Here is a 26,662-nt window from a genome sequence, read left to right as displayed (position 1 = left end):
ATTCCTGCGGCGCGGTGTGCTCGGATTGCCTGATCACCGCGGTCGTGCCGCGCCACCCGACTCAGCCGCCCGCGGCCACCCGGACGATCACGCTGCCGGTCGAGGGAGCGCCGGCGAAGCTGGTCCACCCGTCCTGCGAGTGATCGCGCCGCCACTGCCGACCGCCCACCTCGACCGCCACCACGTGCAGTCCGTCGGCCCGGGCCACCGCCCAGTGCGCCAGCGCCCACGACATCCGCGTGGCCTCTGCCCCCGTCAGGACGAAGCGCACCGCGGTGCCGTCCTCGGCCCCGGCGGAGGCACCGGTGCGGCCGGTCTCGGCGGCCGACGCCGTGGCCACCGAGGCGGCTCGGGGCGTCAGCCCCGCGGCCCCCACCTGCTCGCGGGAGAGGTTCTCGGGGTCGCGCAGCTTGCAGGTCAGCGCAGCCTGCGAGTACCCACTCAACGCCGACGCGAACGCCCGGGCCTCGGTCTCGTGCGCGGCGTACGCCGACGGGAACGCCGACCGCTGCACCTTCTGCGCCGCCTTGGTGATCGGCAGGCTCTGATATCCCTCGATCTTGACCAGCACGTCGTAGAAGGCGTTGGTGGCATAGACCGGGTCCATGATCTGCTCGGCGGTGCCCCACCCTTGCGAGGGGCGCTGCTGGAACAGGCCGAGCGAGTCCCGGTCGCCGTAGTCGATGTTGCGCAGCTTGGATTCCTGCAGCGCCGTGGCGATCCCGATGGTGGCCGCCCGGCCGGGCAGGCCTCGATCCACCGCCACCGCGGCGATCACGGCGGCGTTGCCGGACTGCTCGGGGTCGAGCACTGCGGTCGTGCCCAGCGCCGTGGCCGAGCAGCCGGGCAGCAGGGTCAGCCGATCCAGCACGCCGCGCAGCCACACCCAGCCCGCGCCGAGGACCAGGACGACCACCACCAGGACCGCGAGGGTCCGCAGCCACCGACTCATGCGTTGGCGTGCAGGGCAGCGTTGAGTTCGACCGTCTTCCCTTCGCGTGGAACGGCTTCGACCCCACCGGTGAGGGAGTTGCGGCGGAACAACAGACCGCTGGCGCCTGACAGCTCGACCGCCTTCACGGCCTGCCCGCCGGGCAGCAGGGTCAGCTTGGTACCGGCCGTGACGTACAGGCCGGCCTCGACCACGCAGTCGTCGCCCAGGCTGATGCCGATGCCGGCATTGGCGCCGAGCAGGCAGCGCCGTCCGATCGAGATCACCTCGGTGCCCCCACCGGACAGGGTGCCCATGATCGAGGCGCCACCGCCGACGTCCGAGCCGTCACCGACCACCACGCCGGCCGAGATGCGCCCCTCGACCATCGAGACGCCCAGGGTGCCGGCGTTGAAGTTCACGAATCCCTCGTGCATCACCGTGGTGCCCTCGGCCAGGTGGGCGCCGAGGCGCACCCGATCGGCGTCGGCGATGCGGATGCCCGTGGGCACGACGTAGTCGGTCATCCGGGGGAACTTGTCGACCCCCAGCACCACCACCGGTCCGGTCGTGGCGAGCCGCGCCCGGGTCAGCTCGAAGCCCTCGACGGCACACGGGCCGCGGTTGGTCCACACCACGTTGGTCAGCACCCCGAAGATGCCGGCCATGGCCAGGGCGTGCGGGGCGACCAGCCGGTGTGACAGCAGGTGCAGCCGCAGGTAGGCATCGCTCACGTCGGCGGGTGCGGCGTCCAGGTCGATGACCGTGGTCACCACGCGTCGCTCGACCCCCCGCGCGGCGTCGGCGCCGGCGAGCGCCACCAGTTCGGCGGGTGCGGGGGAGCCGTCCGGCTCGCCCAGGCGGGGTGCCGGGTACCAGGTGTCGAGCACCACCTCGGGCCCGGTGCCGCCGACGGCGACGGTGGCCAGGCCGTGCGCCCACGCGGCGCGATGAGTGGCGGAGGGGGTCGCGGACGCGGTCATGCCGCAAGCCTATGCGGCGTCCGACAGTGCCTGCGTCGGCTCGTGGCGGCGCGGCGGCTCGCGGCCGCTCCCACTAGCCTTCGCGCATGCAACAGATGGCGAGCGAGCTGGCCTCGCAGGTGCGCGACGTCGTCGGGCTGACCCGGGCGATCTGTGACGTCGAGTCGGTGAGCGGCAACGAAGGCCCCCTGGCCGACGCGGTCGAGGCGGTGCTGCGCGAGGCCGGCCACCTCGAGGTGCTGCGGGACGGCGACGCCGTGGTGGCGCGCACCCACCTGGGCCGGCCCGAGCGGGTGGTGCTCGCCGGCCACCTCGACACGGTGCCGTTGGCGAAGCGCCCGGACGGCACGCCGAACCTGCCGGTGCGCATCCTCGACGAGAACGGCGAGGCCGTGCTGCACGGCCGCGGCACGGTCGACATGAAGGGCGGGGTCGCCGTCCAGCTGCACCTGGCGGTCACGCTCACCGAACCGGCGCGCGACGTCACCTACGTCTTCTACGACAACGAAGAGGTGGACGCCGCCCGCAACGGCTTGCTGCGGCTGGCCGAGCGCCACCCGGACTGGATCGCCGGCGACTTCGCCGTGCTGCTCGAACCGACCGACGGCACCGTCGAGGGTGGCTGCCAGGGCACCATGCGCGTCGAGGTCACCACCCACGGCGTGGCCAGCCACTCGGCCCGATCCTGGATGGGACACAACGCGATCCACGACGCCGGGCGGGTGTTGTCGCGGCTGGCGTCCTACCTGCCCCGCGAGGTGACGATCGACGGTCTGACCTACCGCGAGGGGCTCAACGCGGTGGCGATCCACGGGGGCATCGCGGGCAACGTGATCCCCGACCACTGCCTGGTGACGGTCAACTACCGGTTCGCGCCGGACCGGCGGGTGGCGGACGCGCAGGCCCACCTGCGCGAGGTGTTCGACGGCTTCGAGGTCGCCGTCGTCGATGCCGCGGACGGCGCGCTGCCGGGCCTGGGTCACCCGGCGGCCGCCGCGTTCGTCGCCGCGATCGGTCAGCCGCCCAAGCCCAAGTTCGGCTGGACGGACGTCGCCCGGTTCACCGGGCTGGGCGTCCCGGCGGTGAACTTCGGGCCGGGCGATCCGCTGCTGGCCCACCGGGACGACGAACGCTGCCCCGCGGCTCAGCTCACCGCCTGCGCCGACGCCCTACGGCGCTGGCTGACCCCGCCGCCAGGCTGACCGCCAACCCCACCAGCGCGGTCAGGGTCAACCCGCCCTGCCAGCCCGCCTGATCGATGGCGAAACCGGCCACCGGAGCGCCGAGCGCGCTGCCGGCCGTGGTGGCCCCGGATTGCCAGCCCATCGCCTCACCGCGCCGGGCCAGCGGCACCACCCGACTGAGCTCGTCGACGGTGGCGGTCAGCGTGGGCGCGCAGAACAGCCCGGCCAGCACCATCAGGGCACCGAACACGACCGGACCGTCGGCCAACGCCGCGGGCAGGGTGGTCAGCGCCAGGCCGGCGAGCAGCCAGACCGGTGACATCCGCCGGTGCAGGCCGCCGTAGATCACCCCACCGATCGCCGACCCGGCACCCCACAGGGTCAGCATCAGCCCGATCGAGGCGGGGTGACCCATGGCGCGCAGGGCGGCCACGATGCTCAGGTCGCTGCCCACCAGCAGCAGCACCGTCGCGGTGCTGATCCCGAGCATGGCGGGCACCGGAGCGGTCAGCCACAGCGGTCGGACCCGTCGCGGGTCGGCGGGGGCCGATCCCTCGGTGATCTCGGCAGCCTCGGTGGCCTTGGTCGACGTGGCCGCCGCGGCGACCTCGGGGCCATCGGTCTCGTCCTCGTGCTGCAGGGAGGGGTTGGCCCACCACAACGCGAGCCCGCCCGCCCAGGCGCCGAGTTGGCAGCCCAGCAGCACCCAGGTCGTCGGCCACCAGGTCAGCAGCAACACCCCGAGTGCCGGGCCGATCATGAACGACACCTCGAGAGCGACCGACTCGAGCGAGAGCACGGCGGTGCGCTGGTCGAGCGGGGTGGCGGCCATCATCATCTGGCGGGTGATCGAGAACGCCGGGATGCCGTACAACCCGGCCAGGGCGACCACCGGCACCAGGGCCTCGAACGGCAGGAACGGTGCCGCGCTCCAGCACACCAGGTTCACCGCCAGGCACGGGGCCAGCATGCGGCGCAGTCCTCGCCGGTCCAGCAGCCGGCCGCGCCACGGGCCACTGATGCCCAGCGCGATCGTCGCGGCCATCGTCACCACGCCTGCGGCGCCATAGCTGCGGTGCAGCGCGCCGACCACGTGCAGGGTGAGGACGACGTTGGCCGCCCACATCGGGGTGCGGATCGCCAGGCCGAGCCAGAGTGCCCGGCGAACCCCGGGCACCGCGAGCAACGGCCGATATCGGGCCAGGATCACCGGTGTGTCAGTCGCGCGGTGTGGCAGACCGCGACGAGCCGGACGAGCCGGACGAGCCGGACGAGGATGCCGCGGCCGTGCTCTGGCCGGTGGACAGGTCGATCACCGCAGCGCGCCGACCGCTCCGCCGCACCGGGCGGACCTCGGCCGTGGTGGCCTCGGGCGGCTCGTCGTCCGGCACGTCACCCAGGGCGTGCCGGGCCCGCAGATCGCCGCCACGTGCCGCGGTGGGCGGGGGATTGGTCCCGGCCGTCGACGAGGGTGCCTCGCGCAGGTCGAGAACCTCGGTGGGTGGCGGTGCGGCGGCCCCGGCCGTCGACGAGGGCGCGGTCGCCGCCTTGCTGCGTGGCGTCTTGGTCGTGCCCCTCTCGGGGGTCGCGCGCTTACGCGGTCTGGCCGAGGTCGGTTTGGTGCGCTCGCGCGGCGGTGCGACCTCGGCGGACTCGGGGGCCTCCTCCGGCATGGCCCCGATCGCGTCGGGCATCACCGAGCCGGGGGCGGGCAGGCTCACCCGGCTGCGGCGCTTGGCCTCGAGCAGTGCCTCGTCGGCACGGCGGAACAGTCGCTCGGCATCGGCGGCCGGGCGGCGTCCGGTCAGGGCGTACAGCGCCGCGCAGCCGGTGGTGACCCGCACGCGCAGTCCCGAGGCCACGGTGTCCCAGGGCAGGGTGTGGATCGCCCGCGACATCCGTCGGGCGGCCTTGGTCGCCTCGGCGTCGCCGGCCCCCGGCAGCAGGACGACGAACTCGTCGCCGCCGTAGCGCACCAGCCGGTCGCCGGGGCCGACCTGTTCGCTGAGGGTGCGGGCCACCTGCCGCAACACCTCGTCGCCGACCAGGTGGGTGAAGGTGTCGTTGACCTGTTTGAAGTCGTCGAGATCGACCAGCACCATCGCGACCGGCAACTGCGTGAACCGCAGCATGGCGGCCATCTCCTCATCGAGGGCGCGGCGGTTGCCGACCCCGGTGAGGGCATCGGTGCGGCTCTCGGTGACCAGCAGCTGGTGTTCCATGGCCTGGCGGGCGGTCTCGCCGGCCAACTCCATGCCCTGCCAGCTGAGCCGGACCAGCAGGTCGGTCAGCCGGGTGGTGGGGCGATTGAGATCGCCGCGGGCCTCACGCTCGAGCCAGAGCCGTTCCCGGGCGCGACACACCTCGAGCACGATGTTGGGCAGCGAGCCGAACTGCCGGGAGACGCTCTCGTCCAGGCTGCGCGCGGTGGCGTGGGAGCCGACCAGGGTGTGGGCGTGCAGGGCCGCCACGACCAGCAGCTGGGACTCGGGGGCCTGCAGGCCGAGGGGTTCGCCGAACGCGTCCGAGCCGAGCAGCTTGAGGGCCTCGGTGGGCTGGCCGCGGTAACTGGCGGACAGGGCGCGTACACCGTTGGCGACCCGGCGCAGCGGCTCGGGCACCGGGCTCACCCCGAGCGCGATCACCCGCTCGGCGATCTGGACGGCGCGATCGAGCAGCCGTGGCTCGGGGTCGGTGGCCCCGCGGGCCACCGGCTCCAGTGCCCGCGCGGCCAACTCGGCAGCCCAGGTTGCCCAGTGGGTGGCCTGGTCGAGGGGCTCGTGACCGCTGATGGTGGCCTCGAGCAGCGAGCGGGCGTCGTCCGCGCGATCGAACAGGCGGATGCGGGCGAAGGCCGCGGCGGCGGCGTCCAGCAACCGGAACCCGGCGATCGAGGTCAGCTCGTCGGTGAGGGCATCGAGATGGATGCGGGCCAGGTCGCCCATGGCGGCGCCGGCCTCGCCGCTCTCGAGTCGGGTCCGGGCGCGCATCGCGCAGGCCATCGCCACCCAGACCGGCAGCTGGCGTTCGGCGGCGGCGCTCTCGAGCATGGTCCAGGCAGCGACCACCTCGGCCTTGTTGGCCCCCGCCAGTCGCATCAGGAAGGCCCGCGCGTACAAGCCGAGGGGCCAGGCCTCGTGGTCGGCGTGCCGCTGCAATCCGGGCAGGTACTGCTCGAGTTCGGCCAGCGCGGCGACCGGGTCCCCGAAGCGTCCTTGGACGAGCAGCCGCTCGGTCTCGATCACCTCGTTGCGGGGGCGATTGGCGGGTCGTCCCCCGCCCGCCCGCGGTGTCGCGGCGCGCGCAGGCTCGGGTGCCGACACACCGGCTCCGCCCGAGGAGTCCGCCCGCCAACTCTGCACGGACGAACAGTAGCGCGCTGTGACAGTTTGCCGTGGTGAGCCAGTCGCGTCCGACCCGGATGGGGGAGGGCCGCCGTGCCAAAGTGAGCGCATGACCGAACAACGCACCTCCGCTCGCAGCGCTGCGTACTACAAAGGCCCCATCACGCTGCGTGGATCTCAGGTGCCGGCGACGACAGCCGATCAGCGACTGCTCGATCAGCGGGGACCCACCTCCTGGTTGCACCAGGACCCCTGGCGGGTGATGCGTATCCAGGCCGAGTTCGTCGAGGGCTTCGGGGCGTTGGCCGAGCTCGGCCCCGCGATCAGCGTGTTCGGGTCGGCGCGCACCCCGCGCGAGCACCCCAACTACGCCCTCGGGCAGTTGGTGGGACGACGGCTGGCCGAGTCCGGATACGCCGTGATCACCGGCGGCGGTCCCGGTGCCATGGAGGCCGCGAACAAGGGTGCGATCGAGGGCGGCGGTGTCTCGGTGGGCCTGGGCATCGAGCTGCCTCGCGAGCAGGGCATGAACGAGTGGGTCGACCTGGGCGTGCACTTCCGCTACTTCTTCGCGCGCAAGACCATGTTCGTGAAGTACGCCACCGGCTTCATCGTGTTGCCCGGTGGGTTCGGCACCTTCGACGAGCTGTTCGAGGCACTGACGCTGGTGCAGACCCACAAGGTGACCTCGTTCCCGATCGTGCTGATGGGTTCGGCCTACTGGGGTGGATTGATCAGCTGGATCCGCGAGGTCGTGGCGGCCGAGGGAATGATCTCGCCCGGTGACCTCGACCTGCTGACCCTGACCGACGACGTCGACGAGGCGATCGAGACCGTGCGCCGGTTCGCCGACCCCCTGGACTGAGGGAGATCACGGACCCGCAACTCGGTGGACCAGCAGTTGGTGGATCGACCGCACGACGATGGCGACCACTTTCACGCACGGCGATCTTCACTGAGGGGTCTGGGGACGGCGTGAAGATCGCTGTGTGTGGATGTGGTCGCCACCCGTCCCTCGGCTCGGCACTCTTCTGGGGTGGTGAGCACTGTCCTGGGGTCGGAGCCACTGAGCTCGGGGTGAAACGGGGCAACAGTGACCCAGTCAGGGCAACAGTGAAACGCCAGGGGCGTGCGGCGTCGTGCGGTGACCCGGTCCGCCGCGGGGGTGATCACAGGCGGTGCACAGCGGCTGCCTGTGGACGGCCCGGGATCGTCGGCGCACACTGCAGGGATGCGCGTCAGTCCGATTCCGCGGCGCGGCGACATCGTCGTCGGGCGGGACGCGCGCGGCCGGGCGCTGCGGGTCAGCAGCCACCCCGAGCAGAACCGGGTCGTGCTGAGCATCTGGCAGGACGACACGTGCGTGGGAACCGTGCGGGTGTCGGGGCAGGATCTGCCCGAGCTGCTGCGATCGCTGAGCCAGGCCCTGGTCGACCTCGATCAGGCCTCGCGCCACGATCTGGGTCTCGACGTCGGCTGACGGTGGCAGGCAGCGCGCTCGGCGATCGGTCGGCGCCATCGGGAATCGGATCACCTCGGTGGCAGTTGTCCGCGGCATGACAACCCCGATCCAGGTCGAGATCTGGTCCGACGTCGTGTGCCCGTGGTGCTACATCGGCAAGCGGCGGTTCGAGGCCGCACTGGCCGGCTTCGCCCATCGGGACGACGTCGAGGTGATCTACCGCTCGTTCCAACTCGACCCCTCGGCCCCCAGGCCGGGCGACGGCCGGCCCCGCCCACGCACCGTCGAGTACCTGGCCGGCAAGTACGGCACCGGTGAGCCGGCCGCTCGGATCGCCCAGGCCGAGCAGATGGTGGCGCAGGTCGACGCGATCGCGGCCGCCGACGGCCTGACCTACGACCAGAGTGCCGCGGTACTCACCAACACCATCGATGCGCACCGGCTGCTGCACGCCGCATTGGCCCACGGCGGTCCGGCGGTGCAGTCGGCCCTGAAGGAAGCCCTGCTCGCGGCCCACTTCACCCACCGGCAGGACATCGGGGACGTCGAGACCCTGGTGCGGCTGGCCGTCGAGGCCGGCCTGCCCGAGACCCTGGCCCGCGACGTCCTGGCCGGTGACCGCCATGCGGACGCAGTGCGGGCCGACCAGGACATGGCGCGCTCGTTGGGTGTCAGCGGCGTCCCGTTCTTCGTCGTCGACCGTCGCTACGGCGTCAGCGGGGCACAGCCGGTGGAGGCCTTCGCCGACGTGCTGACGCGAGCCCGTGCCGAGGCAGCGCAGGCCGAGGTGGGTTGAACGGGCGCGATCCGGTGAACGGGCAGGTTGCCGCCCGCCGACTCAGGCCCGCAGGGCCTGGGCCAGCTGCCGGAAGTCCGACACCAGCACCGCCATCTCGTCGTCGGTGTGCGCCAACGACACCAGCCACTGCTCGTCGAGCCCGGGCGGGGTGAGGATGTTGCGGTTGACGCCCCACAGCCACGACAACTCGGCCACGCGGAAGTCGGTGGCCTTGTAGTCGCGGTAGTTGCGCACCGGGGTGGTCGACCACGTGATGCAGCCCTTCAGGCCGAGCCCGACGGTGTGCGCCGGCAGCTCGAACTCGGTGATGACCTCGTCGATCGCGTCCAGGGTGCGCACGTTGATGCCTTCGGCGGCCGCCAGTGCCTCATGGGTGCAGATCTCGTCGACGGCCCGAGCGGCGGCCATCACCAGCGGGTTGCCGTTGTACGTGCCGAAGTGCGCCATCCGCCCGTCGACCACGACCTGCATGACCTCGCGGCGTCCGCCGAACGCCGCCAGCGGCAGCCCGCCGCCGATGCTCTTGGCGAGGGTGATCAGATCGGGCCGGACGCCGAGTCGCTGGGACGCGCCGGCATAGCCCGCGGTCAGTCCGGTCTTGACCTCGTCGAAGATCAGCAGGACGCCGCTGGCGTCGCAGGCCGCCCGGACCCCGGCGAGGTAGCCCTCGTCCGGCACCACGATCGCGAGGTTCTCGAGCACCGGCTCCATGACGACACAGGCGATGTCGCGACCGTGCTCGGCCAGGATCGTCTGGAGCCGCGGCAGGTCGTTGTAGGGCACGACGTGCACCGTGCCGGCCTCGACGTCGAAGGGAACCTGCGGCGTCGGGGCGTCGGCGGGGCCGATCTCGTCCAGGCCCGGCTTGACCGACACCTGCAGCGGGTCGTAGCCGCCGTGGTAGCCGCCCTCGATCTTGATGATCGCCTTGCGCTGGGTGTACGCGCGAGCCGCGCGGACGGCGTACATCAGCGACTCGGTACCGGACTGGGTGAAGCGCAGCAGGTCGAGCCCGAAGCGCTGCTGGAAGAGCTCGGCGACCTCGGTCGCGGTGGGCGAGGGGGTGACGAACAGCGTGCCGACCGACTCGAGCGCGTGCCGAACATGCTCGACCACGACCGGGTTGAGGTGGCCGACCATCATGGCGCCGAAACCCATCGACAGGTCGAGCAGTCGGCGGCCGTCGACGTCGGTCAGCCAGGCGCCGCGCGCCGAGGCGATCGAGATCGGGTACGGGTCCCAGTGCTGGAACGAGGAGGTGACCCCGAGCGGGAGGGACTTGCTGGCCTGCAGGTTGTGGGCGGCCGAGCCCGGCGTGGCCGCGGTGAAGCGCTCCCACTCGGCGACGAGCAGCTGCTCGACGCGTGCCGGGTCCAGTGGGGTCGAGGTGGTCGGCAGCGACCGGCGGGTCGCAGGGTCGTGGGCGGGCCAGGTCCGGGTCTCGGTCACTTTGTCGGCTCCAGGGAGGCGGGCTTGGTGTCACTCAGCGCAGGGCTCAGCGAGAGGAATGTCGTCCATCATGCCGTATGCGTTGTGAAACGCCTACTGGACTGCGGAAGGCGTGTGCCGATCGGGACCAATACAACCGATTCCGTAGGTCTATACGGCACGACCAGTTCGTGACCGTGGCTCTGGGCCGCTCGTGGCATCGTGTGCGCCATGGCGATCAGCGACCTCCCGCGGTACCCGTTGATGTTCGGGCCCAGCCCCGTGCACCCGTTGAAGCGCTTGTCCGCCCACCTGGGTGGCCCGGCGATCTGGGCCAAGCGGGAGGACTGCAACAGCGGCCTGGCCTACGGCGGCAACAAGGTGCGCAAGCTCGAGTACCTGGTTCCCGAGGCGCTCGCGCAGGGCGCCGACACCCTGGTCTCGATCGGTGGCTTCCAGTCCAACCACACGCGTCAGGTGGCCGCCGTCGCCGCCCATCTGGGTATGAAGTGCGTTCTGGTGCAAGAGAAGTGGGTCGACTGGCCGGATGTGGTCAACGACCGGGTCGGCAACATCATGCTGTCGCGGATCATGGGTGCCGAGGTACGCCTCGACCCGTCCGGGTTCGGCATCGGGTTCAAGGACAGCTGGCGGCAGGCGCTGGACGACGTCCGGGCCCGAGGTGGGGTGCCCTACGCGATCCCGGCGGGGGCCTCCGATCACCGCCTGGGCGGGGTGGGGTTCGCCGGGTGGGCGCACGAGGTCGCCGCGCAGGAGGCCGAGCTCGGCGTCTTCTTCGACACCATCGTGGTCTGCACCGTGACCGGCTCGACCCATGCCGGCATGATCGCCGGCTTCGCCGACCTGCCCGACGGCCCGCGGCCGCGCCGGGTGATCGGCATCGACGCCTCCGCGACGCTGGCCGAGACCCGCGACCAGGTGGAGCGGATCGCCCGGGGGACCGCCGAGGTGATCGGCCTGGGCCGCGAGCTGCGTGATGACGAGATCACGGTGCTCGAGGGGTGGGCGGGGGACAAGTACGGCATTCCCGTGCAGTCCACCCTCGACGCGATCCGCCTGGTGGGCAGCCTGGAGGGCGTGATCCTCGACCCGGTCTACGAGGGCAAGTCGATGGCGGGGCTGATCGACCTGGTCGGCAGCGGCGAGATCGCCGAGGACTCGACCGTGCTCTATGCCCACCTCGGCGGACAGCCGGCCCTCAACGCCTACAGCGGCCTGTTCACGTCGTGAGCACATCGTGAGGACGGCGTGAGCACGCGATGACCGGCAAACCCGTCGACGACCCGGCACGCCGGCTCGTCGTCCGCGAGGCGAGTGAGGCGGACTGGCCCGCGATCTGGCCCTTCTGGTCGACGATCGTCGCGGACGGCGAGACCTATGCCTACCCCGAGGGCCTCGGCCCGGACGACGCGCGCCCGCTGTGGTTCGAACCCGCACCGATGCAGGTGCTGGTCGCGGTGGACGGTGAGGGCGAGGTGCTCGGCTCGGCCAAGTACGGGCCGAACCGGCCCGGCCGCGGTGATCACGTCGCGACGGCGAGCTTCATGGTCGCCTCGGCAGCGCGCGGTCGCGGCGTCGGCCGGCTGCTGGCCGAGGCGGTGCTGGCCCGGGCGCAGGCCGCCGGGTTCGCGGCGATGCAGTTCAACGCGGTGGTCGAGACCAATACCGGCGCCGTCGACCTCTGGCGCACGCTCGGCTTCGAGATCATCGGCACGGTGCCGCAGGCCTTCCGCAGCGCCCGGCACGGTCTGGTCGGCCTGCACGTGATGTACCGCCGGCTCTGACAGCGCGCGCAACTCACCGGGAGCCTCGTCTGGTCCTCGATCGGGCGAGGTACGTCCCCTGGCCCGCAGGGGATCGGCTGCACAGCGGCATATGCGAGGATCAGCGCGTGACGCTCGTCTTCATCGTGCTCACGATCGTGGTCCTCGGACTGGTCGTCGCCGTAGCGCTCGGACGCATCGGGGGCGGTCTGGACGCCGCCACGTCGTCGCTGCCGCCCACCGGTCTGCCGGACGGCGAACTCGTGGTGGGCGACCTCGACCACGTCCGGTTCGCCCCGGCGCTGCGCGGCTATCGCATGGACCAGGTGGATGCCGCCTTCGACCGGTTGGCGGAGGAACTGGCCCGCCGGGACGCCGAGATCGAGCGACTCAGCCAGGTGCCGACCGAGCCCGGCCACCAGCCGGCCCTGGTCGATGCCTACGTCGAGCAGCCCTACCTGGACGAGCCCTACGCCGACGACGCCTACGCCAACCACCCGCCGATGCGCCGGCCCCACACCGAGGACTGAGCGCCGGTGAGGCTGCTCGCGCGGTGCCGGGTTCTGCGCACGATCGACGTGGCGGCGCCCGCCGAGCAGGTCTGGGCGGTGTTGGTGGACTGGCCCCGGCACGGTGCCTGGGTGCCGCTGACCACGGTGCGTACGCTCACGCCGTCCGGGCTGGGTCTCGGTGCGCGCTTCGTCGGGCGTACCGCGGCGCCACGCCCGTTGGCGGCTCTCGGGTTCGACGACGTGATGGAGGTCGTGGCCTGGCAGCCACCCGAGGGCGGGGCCACCGGCCGCTGCGAGGTCGTCAAACTGGGTCGCGTCGTCCGGGGCGGCGCCGAGTTCGAGGTCGAGCCACTGGACGCCGGCCGCAGCCGGGTGCACTGGGTCGAGGACGTCGTGGTGCCCCGGCCGCTGGTTCGGCTGATCGCCGTCGTCACCGGACTCGGGCTCGACCGGGTGCTGCGGGCGATGGCCCGCGACATCGAACACGAGGAGCAGGTGCAGTGAGCGAACCGGACCTCGCCGCCGGCGGGCTGGTGATCGGGGACGACGGGCTCGCGCGCTGTGCGTGGGGTGTCTCGGCCCCCGACTACGTCGGCTATCACGACACCGAGTGGGGTCGAGCGGTGCACGGCGACCAGGCGCTGTTCGAACGGTTCACCCTGGAGGCGTTCCAGTCGGGGTTGTCGTGGCTGACGATCCTGCGCAAGCGCGAGGGGTTCCGGCAGGCGTTCGCCGGGTTCGATCCCGAGGCCGTGGCCGCCTTCACCGATGCCGATCGAGCGCGACTGATGGCCGATGCCGCGATCGTGCGCAACCGAGCCAAGATCGATGCGGCGATCACCAACGCCGCCGCCGTGGTGGCGTTGCGCGAGCACGGCGGCCTGGATGCGCTGGTGTGGTCGTTCGCCGTCCGGGACGCCGACCTCCCCGAGGCTCCGGCCGACGCCCGTCCGGTGCCGGTTCGGTTGGGGGACGTGCCCGCGAAGACGCCGTCCTCGGTCGCCCTGGCCAAGGCCCTGCGCCGGCACGGGATGGTCTTCGTCGGCCCCACCACGGCCTACGCGGCGATGCAGGCCTGTGGGCTGGTGAACGATCACCTCCAGGGGTGCTGGGCGCGTCACGCCTCCGACACGCCGGGTGGCCCGGGATGACCGACCGGCTCGATCTGCCCGCCGCACCCACCCCACCGGTCGGGCTGCCGCGACTGACCGGACGCCACACTCGCCTCGTCCGCCTGCTCGACCGGTGGCTGCGCACCCCGCCCTGGGCGCAGGCGCTGGTCGTGATGGCCGGGTGCATGCTGCTCACCGCCTTCCTGCTGGATCGGGCCTCGCGGTTCACCGTGGTGGACGCGACCGGACGCACCGCCGACTGGTCCTACCTGCAGTTCATCGCCCGGTGGGACAGCGCCTGGTATCGCAAGGTGGCCCAGGGCGGCTACCCGCAGGTGTTGCCCCTCGATCCGCTCACCGGTGAGGTGAAGCAGAACCCCTGGGCCTTCTATCCGGTGTTCCCGCTGCTCGCGCGGGCCCTGATGGCCCTCGGCCTGGGGTGGCCGGTGGCAGGTTGGCTGGTGGCGATCGGGTGTGCCCTGGCCTCGGCGGTCGTGCTGCGCTCGCTCGTCGAGCGGTTGGCCGGACCGCAGGTCGCGCTGTGGTCGGTGGCCCTGCTCGGCTCGTTCCCGACAGCTCCGGCGCTGCAGTTGCCCTACAGCGACGCCCTCGGGGTGTTGATGCTGGTCACCGTGCTCTGGTGCCTGCAACGCAGGGCGTACCCGGCCGCGATGATCGCGCTGCTGATCGTCGGCTTCGCCCGCCCGATCGCGGTGCCGCTGGCCCTGGTGGCCGCCGTGCACGCCGTCCGACGGCTTCGCGATCGGCCGGGGACGGCCGCGGGGCTGCTGGTGACCGCGGGGATCGGGGCGGTGAGCTGGCCGATCACCGCTGCGGTGGTCACCGGGCGTGCGGCGGCGTACACCGAGACCATGGCCGCCTGGCGGTACGGCCGTGGGCTCGTGCCCGTGGACCCGTGGCTGGATGCCTCGGCCCGCTACCTCGGGGTGTTCGTGGGGCGTGTGCTGCTGGTCGCCATCCCGGTGGTGATGCTCTGGTGGCTGACCCGCCCGATCGCCCGGGTCCTGGGAGCCGACCTGAGGGTCTGGTGCGTGGCCTACGGCGCCTATCTGATCGCCGTCCTGGACCCCACGACGAGTCTGGCCCGGTATCTGCTGTTGACCTTTCCGCTGGGCGTACTGCTGCTCGTGCTCTCGCCGTCGGCCGCCTATCGTCGGGCACTGACGGCCGGAGGATTCATGCTCCAAGTGGTGTGGATCGTCACGATCTGGCGTGTCGGAGGCTTCCCACCGTGACCTTGCCGTGACCCCGGACGGACGCTGTTTCGACCCCCGTTTCGCCTCCGGCAGCCCGGCAAGGGATAATGCTCCGACTGGACTGTGCGGATCCACCCCGCGCGGGCACCTCACGAGGAAAGGGGATGCCGCATGGCGGCCATGAAGCCGAGGACCGGCGACGGCCCGCTCGAAGTGACCAAGGAGGGCCGCGGCATCGTGATGCGCGTGCCCCTTCAGGGTGGCGGGCGGCTCGTCGTGGAGCTGACACCGGCAGAAGCCGGCGACCTCGGAGACGCGCTGAAGGCAGTCCTCCCCTGATCACTGGTTGATCGTGGTGGCGCGACAGTAACCGCGACGAACCCCGGACCGACTCGGTCCGGGGTTCGATGCTGTCCGGCGGGATGAGGGTTCGGCGAGGCCAGGGCGGGTCCGGCTAGGTTGACCGCGTGAAGGTGCCGATCAGTGAACTGGTGACGGGCGAGCCGAACCCGTCCGAGGCGAATGCCGAGGTGGACGCCGAGGTGCTGGCCACCACGGTGGGGCGTCCCGTCGAGGGCGAACCGGTCGTGATCGACGCCGCCGGACGACGCGCCGCCGCCGCCCACGGCATCGACCTCGACGCAGTGCTCGCCGCCGAGAAGGTGCGGGGGCGGGCCGGTGAGGTGACCCGGGTGCCGGTGGCGTCGGTGCACTGGCTGCTGATCGGTGTCGGGGGCGGGGAGCCCGATGATCTGCGCCGCGCCGGTGCTGCCCTGGGCCGCAGGGTTCGGGGCCGTCGGACGCTGGCGACCTCTCTGGTCGCGGGCCGCGAGCGGTCGCGGGTGCGCGCCGGGGTGACCGGCCTGCTGCTCGGCGGGTACGCGCCACCGGCGACCGGCACGAAGAACCGGGACGACGCCCGTCCGGTGGGGCGCATCACGATGTTCGGCACCCCGGACGCCGCGGCGGTCGCCGCGGGCCGGCGGGACGCCGAGGCCACCGTGCGGGCCCGGGTGCTGGCCGTCACCCCGTCCTCGGTCAAGAACCCTGCCTGGATGGTCGAGCAGGCCAGGCAGGTCGCCGCCGAGGCCGGGCTGACGATCACCGTCTGGGACGCCGACCGGCTCGCTGCCGAGGGGTTCGGTGGGTTGGTCGCGGTGGGCGGTGGGTCCGCCTCACCACCGGCGATGGTACGGCTGGACTACCGGCCGGAGGGCGATGCACGGCGCGCGCCGGTGGTGCTGATCGGCAAGGGGATCACCTTCGACACCGGCGGCATCTCGCTCAAGCCGCGGGCGGCGATGGTGCCGATGAAGACGGACATGAGCGGGTCGGCCGCGGTGCTCGCCGCGCTGGCCGCGTGTCGCGACGCCGGGGTGCGTCGTCCGGTCACCGGGTTGTTGCCGTTGGCGGAGAACAGCTTCGGTGGCTCCTCGTACCGTCCGGCCGATGTGATCACCAGCTACGGCGGGCGAACGGTCGAGATCGCCAACACCGACGCCGAGGGACGCCTCGTCCTCGCCGACGCCCTGGCCTACGCCGAGGCGCACCTGAATCCCGAGGTGATGATCGACATCGCCACCTTGACGGGGGCGGCGACCATGGCGCTCGCCCGCCGGTATGCCGCGTTGTTCACCGAGGACGACGCCCTGGCCCGATCGCTCGAGGCCGCGGCCCGGGCGAGCGGCGAGCAGGTGTGGCGGATGCCCCTGGTCGAGGACTACACCCCGGCGCTGCACTCGGAGGTGGCCGACCTGCGCCACGTGCCGCTGGACGGCTCGATCGGCGGCGGGGCGATCACGGCGGCCCTGTTCCTGAGGTCCTTCGCCGGACGGCGCCGCTGGGCGCACCTGGACATCGCCGGGGTGGCCCGCTCGGACAAGGTGAGTCACGAGGTGTGCAAGGGCGCGACCGGCTACGGCGCCCGGCTGCTGTTGCGCTACCTGGAGGCCTTGGCTGACCGACCCCAACCTCACGAGACCCGCCGTGATCATGTAATTCGTGCACGCTCGTGAATCCATTCACGAGCGTGCACGAACTACATGATCACCAAGGGTCTGGTTAGGGTGGGCGGTATGTATGGACTCGCGGCACGGTGGTCACTGACGGGTGCTCCCCAGGGGCTCGAGCAGCAGTTGCGCGACTACGTGGTGACCGAGTCCCTGGCCCGGTTCTCCCAGTTGGACGGCCTGAGCTTCAAGACCTGGCGCATGGTGGCCGGCGAGTGGTTCGAGGGCACCTATGTCTTCGCCACCGCCGCGGCGCGGGACGCCTTCCACGCCTCGTTCACCGCTGCGGCGCCCACGGCCCCGGTCAGCGTGATGATCGGTTCGGCCCCCATCGAGATCACCCGGGTCGAGGTGGTGGCGGTCGCCGAGGGGCCGGCCGGGTTCGCGTCTGGCCCTGGTCCCGGCACGGACTGATCCGCGCCCGTTCACTCAGCCCCCATCGCTCAGCCCCGATCACGTCACCCCAGCACCACCTCCCGCCAAGCCCCCAGCCATCACCTGCGCTCAGCCCACACCCCATCACCTGCCGCTCAGCTCTCACACCCTCGCTCAGCCCTCAGCCCTCAGCCCGCTGAGTGCGGTCACTTCCGACCGTTTGACAGCGTTGTCAGGTGCTCGAAGTGACCGCAGATCGGTCAGAAGTGACCGCACCCGGTTGGAAGTGACCGCACAGGCTAGGAAGTGACCGCACGGGCTCAGAAGTGACCGCACGGGCTCAGAAGTGACCGCGCCCGGTCAGCGTCAGCCGCGCACTGCCCTCAGCCCAGGCCGAGGTCGAAGCTCAGGTCGCTGTTGCCGGCGTACACCTGGTGCACCTCCGCGGCGATCACGTTGGCTCCGGCCTGCAGTGCGGTGGCAGGCACGGCGTAGGTCTTGACCTTCTCGTCGGCGGCATCGACCCAGATCACCGACTTGGTGTCGGGGCCGAGGACGCCGTCCGGCAGGTTGACCCGCTTCAGCTCGACGCCGTTGAGGTAGACCGCCGCACCGTCGTCCGCGGCCAACGACAGGGTCAGCCCCTTCGCGTACGGCGCCGGATCGGCGACATCGAACGTCCGGGTGAAGTAGTAGGTCTGGCGGCCGGCGGTGAGCACCGTCTTCTCGTCGCCGTCCCCGAAGCCGAACTCACCCGGGCCGCTGGCGCCGCCACCGAGGCCGGCCTTCCAGTTGGCCGGTTCGCCGTTCGCCGAGTCGGTGTGGGCCCAGGTCGAGCCCAGCGGCACCAGGGCGGTGGCCGCCGCCGGGGGCGTCGCGGTGGCGCTCGCGGACGGCGTCGGCGTGGCTGGGGCGGCGACCACGACGTCCGAGGAGGCGACGTCCAGGTCGAAGGCCAGGTCGTTGTTGCCGCTCCAGACGTTGTGCACCTCGACCGCGAGCACGTTGGTGCCCTTGACCAGCGCCGAGGCGGGCACGGTGTGCACGGTGAAGTTCTCCGCGGCCCCACCGCGCCACTCGACCGCGGTGGTGGCGGCCGTGACGGTGCCACCCGGCAGGTTGTCGCGCAGAACCTCGCGGCCGTTCAGGTAGACCACGGCGCCGTCGTCCGCCTTCAGTTTCAGGGCCAGGGACGGCGGCAGCGCACCGGAGACCTCGAAGCTGGTTCGTGCGTAGTACGTGGTGTGCCCGGTGGCCAGGGAGGTCTTCTCGCCGCTGGCGAAGCCGAGGCCGGCCGGCCCCTTCTTCCACGACGCGGCGTCGAAACCGGGCTCACGCCAGGCGGTTCCCCGATCCGTGCCGGAATCGTCGTAGGACCAGACGGATCCGGCCGGCAGGTAGCGGTCGGCGCCGACCGCCGGTTGGGCGGCCGGGTCGTAGCCCTTGGGGCACAGCTTCGCGAACCCGCCGAGCCATCGGGCCTTGGCGTGGTCGACCCCGCCGACGTGGAAGTCACCGCCCACGTAGAGACAGCCATTGGTGTCGCTGGTGACCGCCCAGGTGCCGTCGCGCGGTGAGTTGATGTCGGGCAGGAAGTTCTCGATCAGCCGCCCGGTGGTGGCGTCGTAGGCCATCACCAGCCGGTTCGGCGTGAACGTGCCGGTGTAGGACGAGAAGTGGTTCACGTAGCCGTTGCGGGTCGAATAGGTGCAGTGGCACCCGGCGAACACGATGTTCCCGATCCGCACCCCCACCTGGTAGGCCCCGCCGGCGAAACTGCCGCTGTTGTAGGCGAACCCGGGGTTCACGTAGCCGGTGTGGTGGTAACCGAGCATGGTGTGGTCGGTCGGCGAGAGCACCTGCAGCACGTGCTGCTCACCGACGGCGAAGACGAGTCCGTTGCCCACCGTGGCGTCGAAGAACTCCGGCTGGCTCGCGGGGTAGTTGCGAGGGACGGCCTTCATACCCGGCGCCGAGGCACCGGTGGCGTCGTCCACGGTGTGGAAGTAGCCGCTGCCGGCCAGGCCGTTCACGCCGGTGAAGTAGCCCGCCACGGTGACCTGATGGGTCGTGGTGTCGGCGTCGATACCCCAGACCGACGAGCCGGTGATCGCCGGCTTCCACGCGGTGTCCACGGCTCCGGCGGTCGAGGTGAACCGGCCCGCCTTGTAGACCGGCACCCGGGCGTTGCCGGCGCCGACGAGGTGCGAGAAGTTCCCGGCGACGTAGAGCCGGCCGTTCTCGACGTCCAGGTCGCGCACCATGGCGCGAGCGGTCGACCACGGGCGGTCGACGGAGCCGGCGAACGAGGAGTCGACGGCCCCGGTGAGCGGGTCGAGCGCGACCAGGCCCTTGCGCGGCTGACCGTTGACCGTGGTGAACTCACCGCCGACGATCAGTTTGCCGCCGTAGCCGGCCACCGAGTACGCGGCCCGATCGAGCTGGGGTCGCCAGGTGTCGATCCAGGCGCCGGTGTTGACGTCGAAGGCGGCGATGAACTTCTGCGGGATCGGCGTGGTGGTCTTATCCTGCTGCACGTTGAGGAACCCGCCGGCGACGAACAACCGCCCGCCGACCTGCACCATGTCCCAGACCAGGACGTCGAGGGTCGAGGTCTGGGTGTTCGCCGAGTCCAGCCCCGAGACGCCCCAGGTCTTCACCGGCACCAGGTCGAGGTTGTCCACCGCAACGGGCGTCGGCTGCGGGTCGGCCGCCGCGGCGGCCGTGACCGGGGCTGTGGTGGCAGCAGCGGCGACGGGCGCCGTACCCACGGCCGCGCCGAGCACCCCGGCGACCAGGCCGGCCAGCGCCAGCGTCACCGGGGCCGTCCGTCGCCGGCGGGCCGGAACAGCGCGGACACCGCGGACGACGCGCGCCCGGCTCACAGCTCGTACCCCCCGTCGGTGCACACGGTCAGGAAGGCGACCGCGGTGGTGACATCGGAGCCGTTCGAGGCGATCGTCGCCAAGGGTTTCACCCAGGCGGTGATGCCGGGGGTGATCGAGTGCTCGAGCTGTCCGGCCGCCTTGCGCAGCTGCTCGGCGGCGTTCTCGCGCCGTCCGGCATCGAACTGCCGCAGTGCCATCTCGACGTCGCCACAGGCCAGGGCAGCGGTGTCGTCGAGTACCACCAGCTCGCCGAGGTCGTTACGCCGATTGCCGTCGCGGGTGTGCGGTACCGACCCCGCAGCGGGCGCGTGATCGACCGGGGCGAGGTGCGAGAGCGTCTCGACTCCTGCGGTGATCCGGACCGTACCCATGCCGGCGAGCGCCTGCTCAGGGGTGCGCAGCACCGGACGGGTGACCGGGGCCTGCTTGCCCTGGTCCTGCAGATCGGGCTCGGCGACCGGGGCGTAGCCGGCCTTCGCCGGGTCGCCGAAGGCGAGCTGACCCGAGGCGTACTGCTGCAGCGTGGGGGCGCCGTCGTCGTCCTGCACCTGGCGGTTGGGCACCGCGGCGGGCGAACGGTCGCTGCACCCGCCCAGGGGCGCCGCGACCAGCAGCGCCACGGCACCGGCGAGGGCCAGCGCGGGCAGGCGAGAGCCGGAGAGAGCCATGGCAGGAACATCGGTGTGCGCGGGGCGAGCTTGAGCACGCCGGCCGGGTCGGCGGTGCGCCGCGTCGTCCAGGAGCGCGTCAGGTGTCGGTCAGGAATCGACCTGGACGTCCCAGACGGTCAGGTAGTCGGGGTCGACCACCGCCTCGCCGGTGTTCTGCAGCACGTATCGGCCGGGTTGGGCGGTCTCGTAGGCGCCGGCATCGGCCGGTAGCACGGCCTGCTCACCGCCGCGTTCGACGACGACCACGCCCTCGGCGACCTCGATCACCCGGCCGCAGAACTGGTCCGAGCGCAGCACCGAGCCGCTGGGGTCGCGGAACGTGATCCCGACCAGCAGACGCGCCCCCACCAGATGGGCGAGTTGCTCCGAACCGCGCAGCAGACGGCGTGGGGGAGTCGGGGTACCGGCCTGGACCGGTACCGGTTGGGTGACGAAGGGGTCGTCGGTCAGTGGGGTCTCACCTCGCGCCCCCCCATGACCCCCGGCGAGGTGCCATTCGTGGCCGGCAGCGCCGCGATCAGCAGCCCGCCACCCACCGGCAACAGGGCCGGCAGCAGCCGGTCGTCGTCCCGCAGGCGCTTGGCCGCCTCGCGCATCGCTGTCGTGGCACCGTCCCGTTGCGCCGGGTCGACCACCCGGCCGTGCCAGAGGGCGTCGTTGACCACCAGGACGCCGCCCGGTCGCACCAGCCGCAGCCCCTGCTCGACATGGCGCTCACACTGCCCGGGGCCGGCGTCGACCAGCACCAGGTCGTAGGCCGCATCGGTCAGTCGCGGCAGGACGTCGAGGGCCCGGCCGCAGATCACCCGGGTGCGGTTGGGCCGCGCGCCCACCTCGCCGAACGCCTCCCGGGCGGCCCGCTGGTTCTCGGCCTCGACGTCGATCGTGGTCAGCACGCCGTCGGCGGGCATGCCCCGCAGCAGATAGATCCCCGAGACCCCCGCCCCGGTGCCGATCTCGACCACGCCCCGGGCCTGCACCGCCGCCGCCAGCAGCCCCAGCACGGCGCCGGCACCCGGGGTCACCGCTTCGCAGCCCAGTTCACGGGCACGACCGCGCGCCCGGTCGACGACGTCGTCCTCGGGTACGAAGTTCTCGGTGTAGGCCCAGGTGGCAGGGCTCGGGGCGCTGATCGTGGCACTCCTGTCGGTCGTCGGGTGGTGCGGCGGGACTGCTCTGATGACGGAAATTGCCGGTGCGTTCATGCCGTGTGTGAGTTCCAGCGGTGCCCAGCCTAGTTCGACGGTGCTGCGCTGGGGCGCCAGAGTGCCGGGAACCCGGGCCGCGTCGGCCCCGTTGGCTGGGCAGAAGCTCCGTCGTGGGCGAGGATGGGAGTCCAGGTGTCGGTGTATGCCGTACCTCTACCGGTGCGCTCGTTGCGTCGCCGGACGCTGAGGGAACGTCTCGGGGAGAGGGCCGTGGTGAGCGAGTCGGGCGAGAGCGGGCAGGGTGCTGCCGTCGATGCTGCCCCGATCCGGGTGCCCGGCGCCGTCCCGCTGAGCGCCGCCGAGGAGCCGTGGACCCCGCCGAGCTGGGAAGAAGTGGTCACCCAGCACTCGGCCCGGGTCTACCGGCTGGCCTACCGACTGACCGGCAATCAGCACGATGCCGAGGACCTGACCCAGGAGGTCTTCGTGCGGGTGTTCCGCTCGCTGTCCTCCTACACCCCCGGCACCTTCGAGGGTTGGCTGCACCGGATCACCACCAACCTGTTCCTCGACCAGGTCCGCCGCAAGAAGCGGATCCGCTTCGATGCCCTGCCCGAGGACGCCGACACCCGCATCGCCGGGTCGGACGTCGGCCCCGAGCGGATGTGGGAGTACAACAACCTCGACCGTGACGTCCAGGCTGCGCTGGACACCCTGCCCCCCGAGTTCCGGGCCGCGGTGGTGCTGTGTGACATCGAAGGTCTGTCCTACGAGGAGATCGCGGCCACGTTGAACATCAAACTGGGAACCGTCCGCTCCCGGATCCACCGCGGTCGGGCACAGCTGCGTCAGGCCCTGGCCCACCGCCGTCCGGACGCCGATCGCTCGCGCCCCGCGGCCACGCGCACCAGCGTCGGCCCGATCGTGCTCAGCAGTGGCACGGGGGTGACCCGATGAGCCACCTGGAGTCGCGCATCAGCGATCTGGTCGACGCTCGCCTCGGGGCGGCCGAGGCCGAGGCGGCGCACGCCCACCTGGGCGTCTGCGCGAGCTGCCGCGAGATGGTCGAGGCCGAGCGGCTGACCAAGGCCCGGTTGTCGGCGTTGGCCGGCCCGGCGCCGTCCGGGGACTTCATGGCGCGGCTGCTGGCCGTGCCGGCCCTGGCGGCGGACGTCGCCGAACCGCTCGACGACGACCCGGCGGCACCGCGGGACGAGCCGATGGTCACCGTCGGCCCGGCCACGGGCGATCGGGCGGAGCACGATCGGCTGGTTGCGGCCCGCCCCGCACCGTGGGACACCGCGGTTCGTCCGGACGCCGGCCCGTCCGGGTCGCGCCGCCCCGCTGCCTCGCGTCCCGGTGGCGTGCCGGACACCGCGGCTGCCGCGGTTCGGCCCGTCCTCGGCCGCCGTCGCGCACGGCTGTCCCGCCGGCCCGGCCGGACGCGCTTCGCCGCCACGGTCGCCGGATCGATGGGCGTGCTGGGCGCCGGGGTGTTCGCCTTGAGTGTGGTCTCACCGTCGGTGAACGCGGCCATGACCCCACAGGCGAACCTGTCGATGGCCCGGACTGTGATAACCATGACCGGGTTGCCGATCGTGAACGCCCTGCCGGGGCGCTGGCTCGGCGGCACCGCGCCCGGACGCTGACCCGGCGTCCGGCTCGATCACCGATCCGGAGGGTTCCTCGCTCGATGACGCAGCACCCCGACCACGGCTGGGCGCGGCCCTCGACGACCGACGGCGCACCGGTCTCCGGCGACCGGCCGACCAGACCGGTGACGGATACCGGGGCACCTCCGCCGCTGCCGCAGACGGCTCCGGTCCCGCTGCCGCCTCCGCCGGGTTACGAGGCGGTGGCCACTCCGAGCCCGACTCCGATTCCGGGCTCGATTCCGGTTCCGGGACCGCCGCCGGCGCCCATGGCGACCACCGCGGGGGCGGACGCCGACCTGCTCGCCCGGGTGGCGGCCGGCACCGCTCGCCGCCGGATGACCGGTGCGCGGCTGTTCGCCGCGGCGACCGCCGTCCTGCTGCTCGGGGTGCTCGGGGGCGCTGCCGGGGTGTGGCTGATGGCGCGCACCGGCACGTTGTCGTCCGTGGGCATCGAACCGGCCGGCGGGACGTCGTCCGGCCGGGTGGTACCCGCCCCCGCCGTCACCCGGCCCGCCAACAGCGTGGCCGCCGTCGCCTCGACCGTGCTGACCAGCACCGTGCAGATCATGGTCAGCGGCAGCCAGGGGGAGGGCAGTGGGTCAGGGTTCATCATGGACGGCCAGGGCCACGTGCTGACCAACAACCACGTCGTCTCGGCCGTGACGAACCCCAAGCTCACCGTGGTCTTCGATGACGGTACCCACAAGTCGGCCACGGTGGTCGGCAAGGACGCCTCCTACGACCTGGCCGTGCTGAAGGTCGACACCGGCACCCGCCCCGCACTGACGTTCGGTGACTCGGACGCCGTGACGGTGGGCGACCCGGTGATCGCCATCGGGGCGCCGCTCGGGCTGCAGGGCACCGTGACGACGGGCATCGTCAGTGCCAAGAACCGACCGGTCAGCGCGGGGGAGTCGGCCTCGGATGCCTCGTACATCAACGCGATCCAGACCGATGCGGCGATCAACCCGGGCAACTCCGGTGGCCCGCTGGTCGATGCCGCCGGCGCGGTGATCGGCATCAACTCAGCCATCGCGCGCGCCCCCGGGGCTGTCGGGGGAACCGGCGGCAACATCGGCCTGGGCTTCGCGATCCCGTCCAACCAGGCCCGCCGGATCGCGGCCATGTTGATCACCAAGGGCAAGGCGGACTACCCGATCATCGGGGTCAGCCTCGACTCGTCCTACGACGGCGAGGGCGTGCGCGTCCTGGAGCGGGCGGAGGGCAGCACCCAACCGGTTCAGCCGGGCGGCCCGGCGGACAAGGCGGGGATCAAGGCCGGTGACGTGATCGTCGCCATCGACGGGCGGCCGGTGACGTCGTCCGTGGAGTTGATCGTGGCGATCCGTGCCAAGGCGGTGGGCGACACGGTCAAGCTGATCGTGCGTCGTGGTGGGTCCGAGCGCACGGTCACGGTGACGCTGGTCGCGGCCGGGCGTTAAGGTTCGCTGGTGTTCGGCATCAGCGGTCCCGAGTTCATCGTGTTGCTCGCGGTGGCCGCGATCGTGCTGGGCCCGGAGCGGTTGCCGCAGTACACCCAACAGTTGGCCCGGCTGGTGAAGGAGCTGCGTCGCATGGCGCAGGGCGCCACCGAGCAGGTGCGTCAGGAGTTGGGGCCGGAGTTCGACGAGGTCGACTGGCGCAAGCTCGACCCCCGCCAGTACGACCCGCGCCGCATCGTGCGCGAGGCCCTGGCCGACACCTTCGACCCCGACGACCCGCTGGGCCTGAAGTCCGGCGGGGCGACGTCCAACGGCTCGTCCCGGACGGGTCAGCCCGGGTCGACCGGGTCGGCGGGCTCGACACCGGCCGAACCCACCAGCGGTGCGGCCGGTGCGGCCGGTGCGGCGGGGGCCGCAGCGTCCGGCCCGCGCTTCGACCCCGACGCCACCTGAGGCCCACCCCACCCCGCCCCCAAACCCCCCGTGATCATGTAATCCGTGCACAAAACGTGCACGGATTACATGATCACCGAGGGTTTGGGGGGGTGGTGGTTGGTGGCGGCTGGGCTAGCTGATCTTGGTCAGGCCGAGGGTGCGGCCGACCAGGGTGCGGCCGCGAGCGGCCAGGGTCTCGGCGACGGAGCGCAGCGCCTGGGCGGCGGGGGTGTTCGGGGCGCTGAGGACGACGGGGGTGCCGTCGTCCCCACCGGTGCGCAGCGCGACGTCCATCGGCACCTGGCCGAGCAGCGGCACCTTCACCCCGACCGCCTGGGTGAGGGAGTCGGCGACCGCCTGGCCGCCGCCGGCGCCGAACAGCTCCATGCGGGAGCCGTCGGGCAGTTCCAGCCAGGACATGTTCTCGACCACGCCGATGATCTGCTGCTTGGTCTGCAGGGCGATCGCTCCGGCGCGCTCGGCGACCTCGGCGGCGGCGGTCTGCGGGGTGGTCACCACGAGCAGTTCGGCGGTCGGCAGCAGCTGGGCCATCGAGATCGCCACGTCGCCGGTGCCGGGCGGCAGGTCGAGCAGCAGCACGTCGAGGTCGCCCCAGTAGACGTCGGCCAGGAACTGCTCCAGGGCGCGGTGCAGCATCGGGCCACGCCAGACCACGGGCTGGTTGCCGGGCACGAACATGCCGATCGAGATGACCTTCACGTCGTGGGAGACCGGCGGCATGATCATGTCGTCGACCTTGGTCGGCTGTCCGGTGACGCCGAGCATGCGCGGCACCGAGAAGCCGTAGACGTCGGCGTCCAGCACCCCGACGGCCAGGCCCTGCGCGGCCATCGCCGCCGCCAGGTTCACCGTCACGCTCGACTTGCCCACGCCGCCCTTGCCGGAGGCGATGGCGTACACCCGGGTGGTGTTACCGGCGCGGTTGAACACGATGTCGCGGCCCTGGGCCGGCCCGCCGCGCAACTTCTGGCGCAGGCCGGTGCGCTGTTCCTCGCTCATCACCCCGAGGGTGACGGTGACCTGCTCCACCCCCTCGACGGCACTGACCGCCGCGGTGACCTCACGGGTGATCTGGTCCTTCATCGGGCACCCGGGAACCGTGAGCAGGACGTCGACCGTCACGTGCGCGTCGTCGACCTCGACCGCCCGCACCATGTCGAGTTCGGTGATCGGCTTGCGGATCTCGGGATCGTTCACCGTGGCCAGGGCGGCGCGGATCGCGTCGAGCGAGGGGGACGTGGACGTAGCAGACATACCCCGAT

The 26,662-nt window shown here is 72.0% G+C and carries 25 protein-coding genes and 2 pseudogenes; 17 read left to right on the top strand and 10 right to left on the bottom strand.

Annotated features, from left to right (window positions below; all coding sequences use genetic code 11):
• Nucleotides 1-61 precede the first annotated feature (61 nt).
• Together IPK24_24790 and dapD are read right to left on the bottom strand one after the other, a co-directional pair.
• Nucleotides 62-952: a hypothetical protein gene (locus IPK24_24790; GenBank protein ID MBK8078672.1), complete on the bottom strand. Its 891-nt coding sequence runs from the start codon at nucleotides 950-952 to the stop codon at nucleotides 62-64.
• Complete coding sequence (gene dapD / locus IPK24_24785; protein ID MBK8078671.1) at nucleotides 949-1,914, bottom strand: 2,3,4,5-tetrahydropyridine-2,6-dicarboxylate N-succinyltransferase; 966 nt, start codon at nucleotides 1,912-1,914, stop codon at nucleotides 949-951. Before dapD ends, IPK24_24790 begins: the two co-directional genes overlap by 4 nt.
• A gap of 95 nt (nucleotides 1,915-2,009) precedes the next feature.
• On the opposite strand from dapD, the gene IPK24_24780 reads away from it, so the two are divergent.
• Nucleotides 2,010-3,116, top strand: a complete 1,107-nt coding sequence (locus tag IPK24_24780) for a succinyl-diaminopimelate desuccinylase (protein MBK8078670.1) — start codon at nucleotides 2,010-2,012, stop codon at nucleotides 3,114-3,116.
• On the opposite strand, the gene IPK24_24775 is transcribed toward IPK24_24780, so the two are convergent.
• Both IPK24_24775 and IPK24_24770 read right to left on the bottom strand, forming a co-directional pair.
• On the bottom strand, nucleotides 3,064-4,308 hold the full coding sequence (locus IPK24_24775; GenBank protein ID MBK8078669.1) for an MFS transporter: 1,245 nt from the start codon (nucleotides 4,306-4,308) through the stop codon (nucleotides 3,064-3,066). The genes IPK24_24780 and IPK24_24775 overlap by 53 nt on opposite strands.
• Before the next feature lie 7 nt (nucleotides 4,309-4,315).
• Complete coding sequence (locus IPK24_24770) at nucleotides 4,316-6,460, bottom strand: diguanylate cyclase (GenBank protein ID MBK8078668.1); 2,145 nt, start codon at nucleotides 6,458-6,460, stop codon at nucleotides 4,316-4,318.
• Nucleotides 6,461-6,551: 91 nt separating this feature from the next.
• Here IPK24_24770 and IPK24_24765 point away from each other — a divergent pair, with 91 nt between their 5' ends.
• The 3 genes from IPK24_24765 (at nucleotide 6,552) to IPK24_24755 (ending at nucleotide 8,700) form a co-directional block, all read left to right on the top strand.
• The gene (locus tag IPK24_24765; protein ID MBK8078667.1) at nucleotides 6,552-7,307 is read left to right on the top strand and encodes a TIGR00730 family Rossman fold protein; all 756 of its coding nucleotides are present in this window, start codon (nucleotides 6,552-6,554) and stop codon (nucleotides 7,305-7,307) included.
• 366 nt (nucleotides 7,308-7,673) lie between these two features.
• A complete protein-coding gene (locus IPK24_24760) occupies nucleotides 7,674-7,922 on the top strand; it encodes a hypothetical protein (protein MBK8078666.1) in 249 nt (82 codons plus the stop codon).
• 88 nt (nucleotides 7,923-8,010) lie between these two features.
• Nucleotides 8,011-8,700 carry a DsbA family oxidoreductase gene (locus IPK24_24755; protein MBK8078665.1) on the top strand — a complete coding sequence of 230 codons (690 nt, stop codon included), beginning with the start codon at nucleotides 8,011-8,013 and terminating at the stop codon, nucleotides 8,698-8,700.
• Nucleotides 8,701-8,742: 42 nt separating this feature from the next.
• Here the strand turns inward: IPK24_24755 and IPK24_24750 are convergent, their stop codons facing one another.
• Nucleotides 8,743-10,152, bottom strand: coding sequence for an aminotransferase class III-fold pyridoxal phosphate-dependent enzyme (locus IPK24_24750; GenBank protein MBK8078664.1), 1,410 nt, complete (start codon nucleotides 10,150-10,152; stop codon nucleotides 8,743-8,745).
• 210 nt (nucleotides 10,153-10,362) lie between these two features.
• Between IPK24_24750 and IPK24_24745 the strand changes: the two genes are divergently transcribed.
• The 9 genes and pseudogenes from IPK24_24745 to IPK24_24705 all read left to right on the top strand — a co-directional run bounded on the left by IPK24_24745 (nucleotide 10,363) and on the right by IPK24_24705 (nucleotide 17,179).
• Entirely contained in the window at nucleotides 10,363-11,382 is a 1,020-nt protein-coding gene (locus IPK24_24745; GenBank protein ID MBK8078663.1) for a 1-aminocyclopropane-1-carboxylate deaminase, read from the top strand.
• Nucleotides 11,383-11,411: 29 nt separating this feature from the next.
• A complete protein-coding gene (locus tag IPK24_24740) occupies nucleotides 11,412-11,936 on the top strand; it encodes a GNAT family N-acetyltransferase (GenBank protein ID MBK8078662.1) in 525 nt (174 codons plus the stop codon).
• Nucleotides 11,937-12,025: 89 nt separating this feature from the next.
• Nucleotides 12,026-12,307: pseudogene (locus tag IPK24_24735) on the top strand (DivIVA domain-containing protein).
• A gap of 150 nt (nucleotides 12,308-12,457) precedes the next feature.
• Nucleotides 12,458-12,844, top strand: a pseudogene (locus IPK24_24730) (SRPBCC family protein).
• Nucleotides 12,805-13,578 (top strand): DNA-3-methyladenine glycosylase I, encoded by a 774-nt coding sequence (locus tag IPK24_24725; GenBank protein MBK8078661.1) that lies wholly within the window; start codon nucleotides 12,805-12,807, stop codon nucleotides 13,576-13,578. Before IPK24_24730 ends, IPK24_24725 begins: the two are co-directional and overlap by 40 nt.
• Nucleotides 13,575-14,795 (top strand): hypothetical protein, encoded by a 1,221-nt coding sequence (locus IPK24_24720; GenBank protein ID MBK8078660.1) that lies wholly within the window; start codon nucleotides 13,575-13,577, stop codon nucleotides 14,793-14,795. Before IPK24_24725 ends, IPK24_24720 begins: the two co-directional genes overlap by 4 nt.
• A 132-nt stretch (nucleotides 14,796-14,927) precedes the next feature.
• Nucleotides 14,928-15,095 carry a DUF3117 domain-containing protein gene (locus IPK24_24715; GenBank protein ID MBK8078659.1) on the top strand — a complete coding sequence of 56 codons (168 nt, stop codon included), beginning with the start codon at nucleotides 14,928-14,930 and terminating at the stop codon, nucleotides 15,093-15,095.
• Nucleotides 15,096-15,244: 149 nt separating this feature from the next.
• Entirely contained in the window at nucleotides 15,245-16,771 is a 1,527-nt protein-coding gene (locus IPK24_24710) for a leucyl aminopeptidase family protein (GenBank protein MBK8078658.1), read from the top strand.
• A 60-nt stretch (nucleotides 16,772-16,831) separates the two neighbouring features.
• A complete protein-coding gene (locus IPK24_24705) occupies nucleotides 16,832-17,179 on the top strand; it encodes a hypothetical protein (GenBank protein MBK8078657.1) in 348 nt (115 codons plus the stop codon).
• A 344-nt stretch (nucleotides 17,180-17,523) separates the two neighbouring features.
• On the opposite strand, the gene IPK24_24700 is transcribed toward IPK24_24705, so the two are convergent.
• From IPK24_24700 to IPK24_24685, 4 genes are all read right to left on the bottom strand, one after another.
• Entirely contained in the window at nucleotides 17,524-19,959 is a 2,436-nt protein-coding gene (locus IPK24_24700) for a delta-60 repeat domain-containing protein (protein ID MBK8078656.1), read from the bottom strand.
• A 62-nt stretch (nucleotides 19,960-20,021) separates the two neighbouring features.
• Nucleotides 20,022-20,696 (bottom strand): hypothetical protein, encoded by a 675-nt coding sequence (locus IPK24_24695; GenBank protein ID MBK8078655.1) that lies wholly within the window; start codon nucleotides 20,694-20,696, stop codon nucleotides 20,022-20,024.
• A gap of 90 nt (nucleotides 20,697-20,786) precedes the next feature.
• A complete protein-coding gene (locus IPK24_24690) occupies nucleotides 20,787-21,047 on the bottom strand; it encodes a hypothetical protein (GenBank protein MBK8078654.1) in 261 nt (86 codons plus the stop codon).
• 98 nt (nucleotides 21,048-21,145) lie between these two features.
• Nucleotides 21,146-21,904, bottom strand: a complete 759-nt coding sequence (locus IPK24_24685; protein MBK8078653.1) for an O-methyltransferase — start codon at nucleotides 21,902-21,904, stop codon at nucleotides 21,146-21,148.
• Between the two features lie 267 nt (nucleotides 21,905-22,171).
• Between IPK24_24685 and sigE the strand changes: the two genes are divergently transcribed.
• Genes sigE through IPK24_24665 form a run of 4 tightly spaced genes read left to right on the top strand, consistent with a single transcriptional unit; the run spans nucleotide 22,172 to nucleotide 25,397 of the window.
• Complete coding sequence (sigE, locus tag IPK24_24680) at nucleotides 22,172-22,804, top strand: RNA polymerase sigma factor SigE (protein ID MBK8078652.1); 633 nt, start codon at nucleotides 22,172-22,174, stop codon at nucleotides 22,802-22,804.
• Nucleotides 22,801-23,496 carry a hypothetical protein gene (locus tag IPK24_24675; GenBank protein ID MBK8078651.1) on the top strand — a complete coding sequence of 232 codons (696 nt, stop codon included), beginning with the start codon at nucleotides 22,801-22,803 and terminating at the stop codon, nucleotides 23,494-23,496. The genes sigE and IPK24_24675 overlap by 4 nt, the downstream gene beginning before the upstream one ends.
• A 44-nt stretch (nucleotides 23,497-23,540) precedes the next feature.
• On the top strand, nucleotides 23,541-24,944 hold the full coding sequence (locus tag IPK24_24670; protein ID MBK8078650.1) for a trypsin-like peptidase domain-containing protein: 1,404 nt from the start codon (nucleotides 23,541-23,543) through the stop codon (nucleotides 24,942-24,944).
• A gap of 9 nt (nucleotides 24,945-24,953) precedes the next feature.
• Nucleotides 24,954-25,397: a Sec-independent protein translocase TatB gene (locus IPK24_24665; protein ID MBK8078649.1), complete on the top strand. Its 444-nt coding sequence runs from the start codon at nucleotides 24,954-24,956 to the stop codon at nucleotides 25,395-25,397.
• A gap of 114 nt (nucleotides 25,398-25,511) precedes the next feature.
• Here IPK24_24665 and IPK24_24660 read toward each other — a convergent pair whose 3' ends face one another.
• Nucleotides 25,512-26,654, bottom strand: a complete 1,143-nt coding sequence (locus tag IPK24_24660) for an Mrp/NBP35 family ATP-binding protein (GenBank protein ID MBK8078648.1) — start codon at nucleotides 26,652-26,654, stop codon at nucleotides 25,512-25,514.
• Between the last annotated feature and the right edge of the window lie 8 nt (nucleotides 26,655-26,662).

The sequence above is a fragment of the Kineosporiaceae bacterium genome (genome assembly GCA_016713225.1).
Taxonomy (GTDB): Bacteria; Actinomycetota; Actinomycetes; order Actinomycetales; family Kineosporiaceae; genus JADJPO01.
This window is presented reverse-complemented; position numbering and strand designations above follow the sequence as displayed.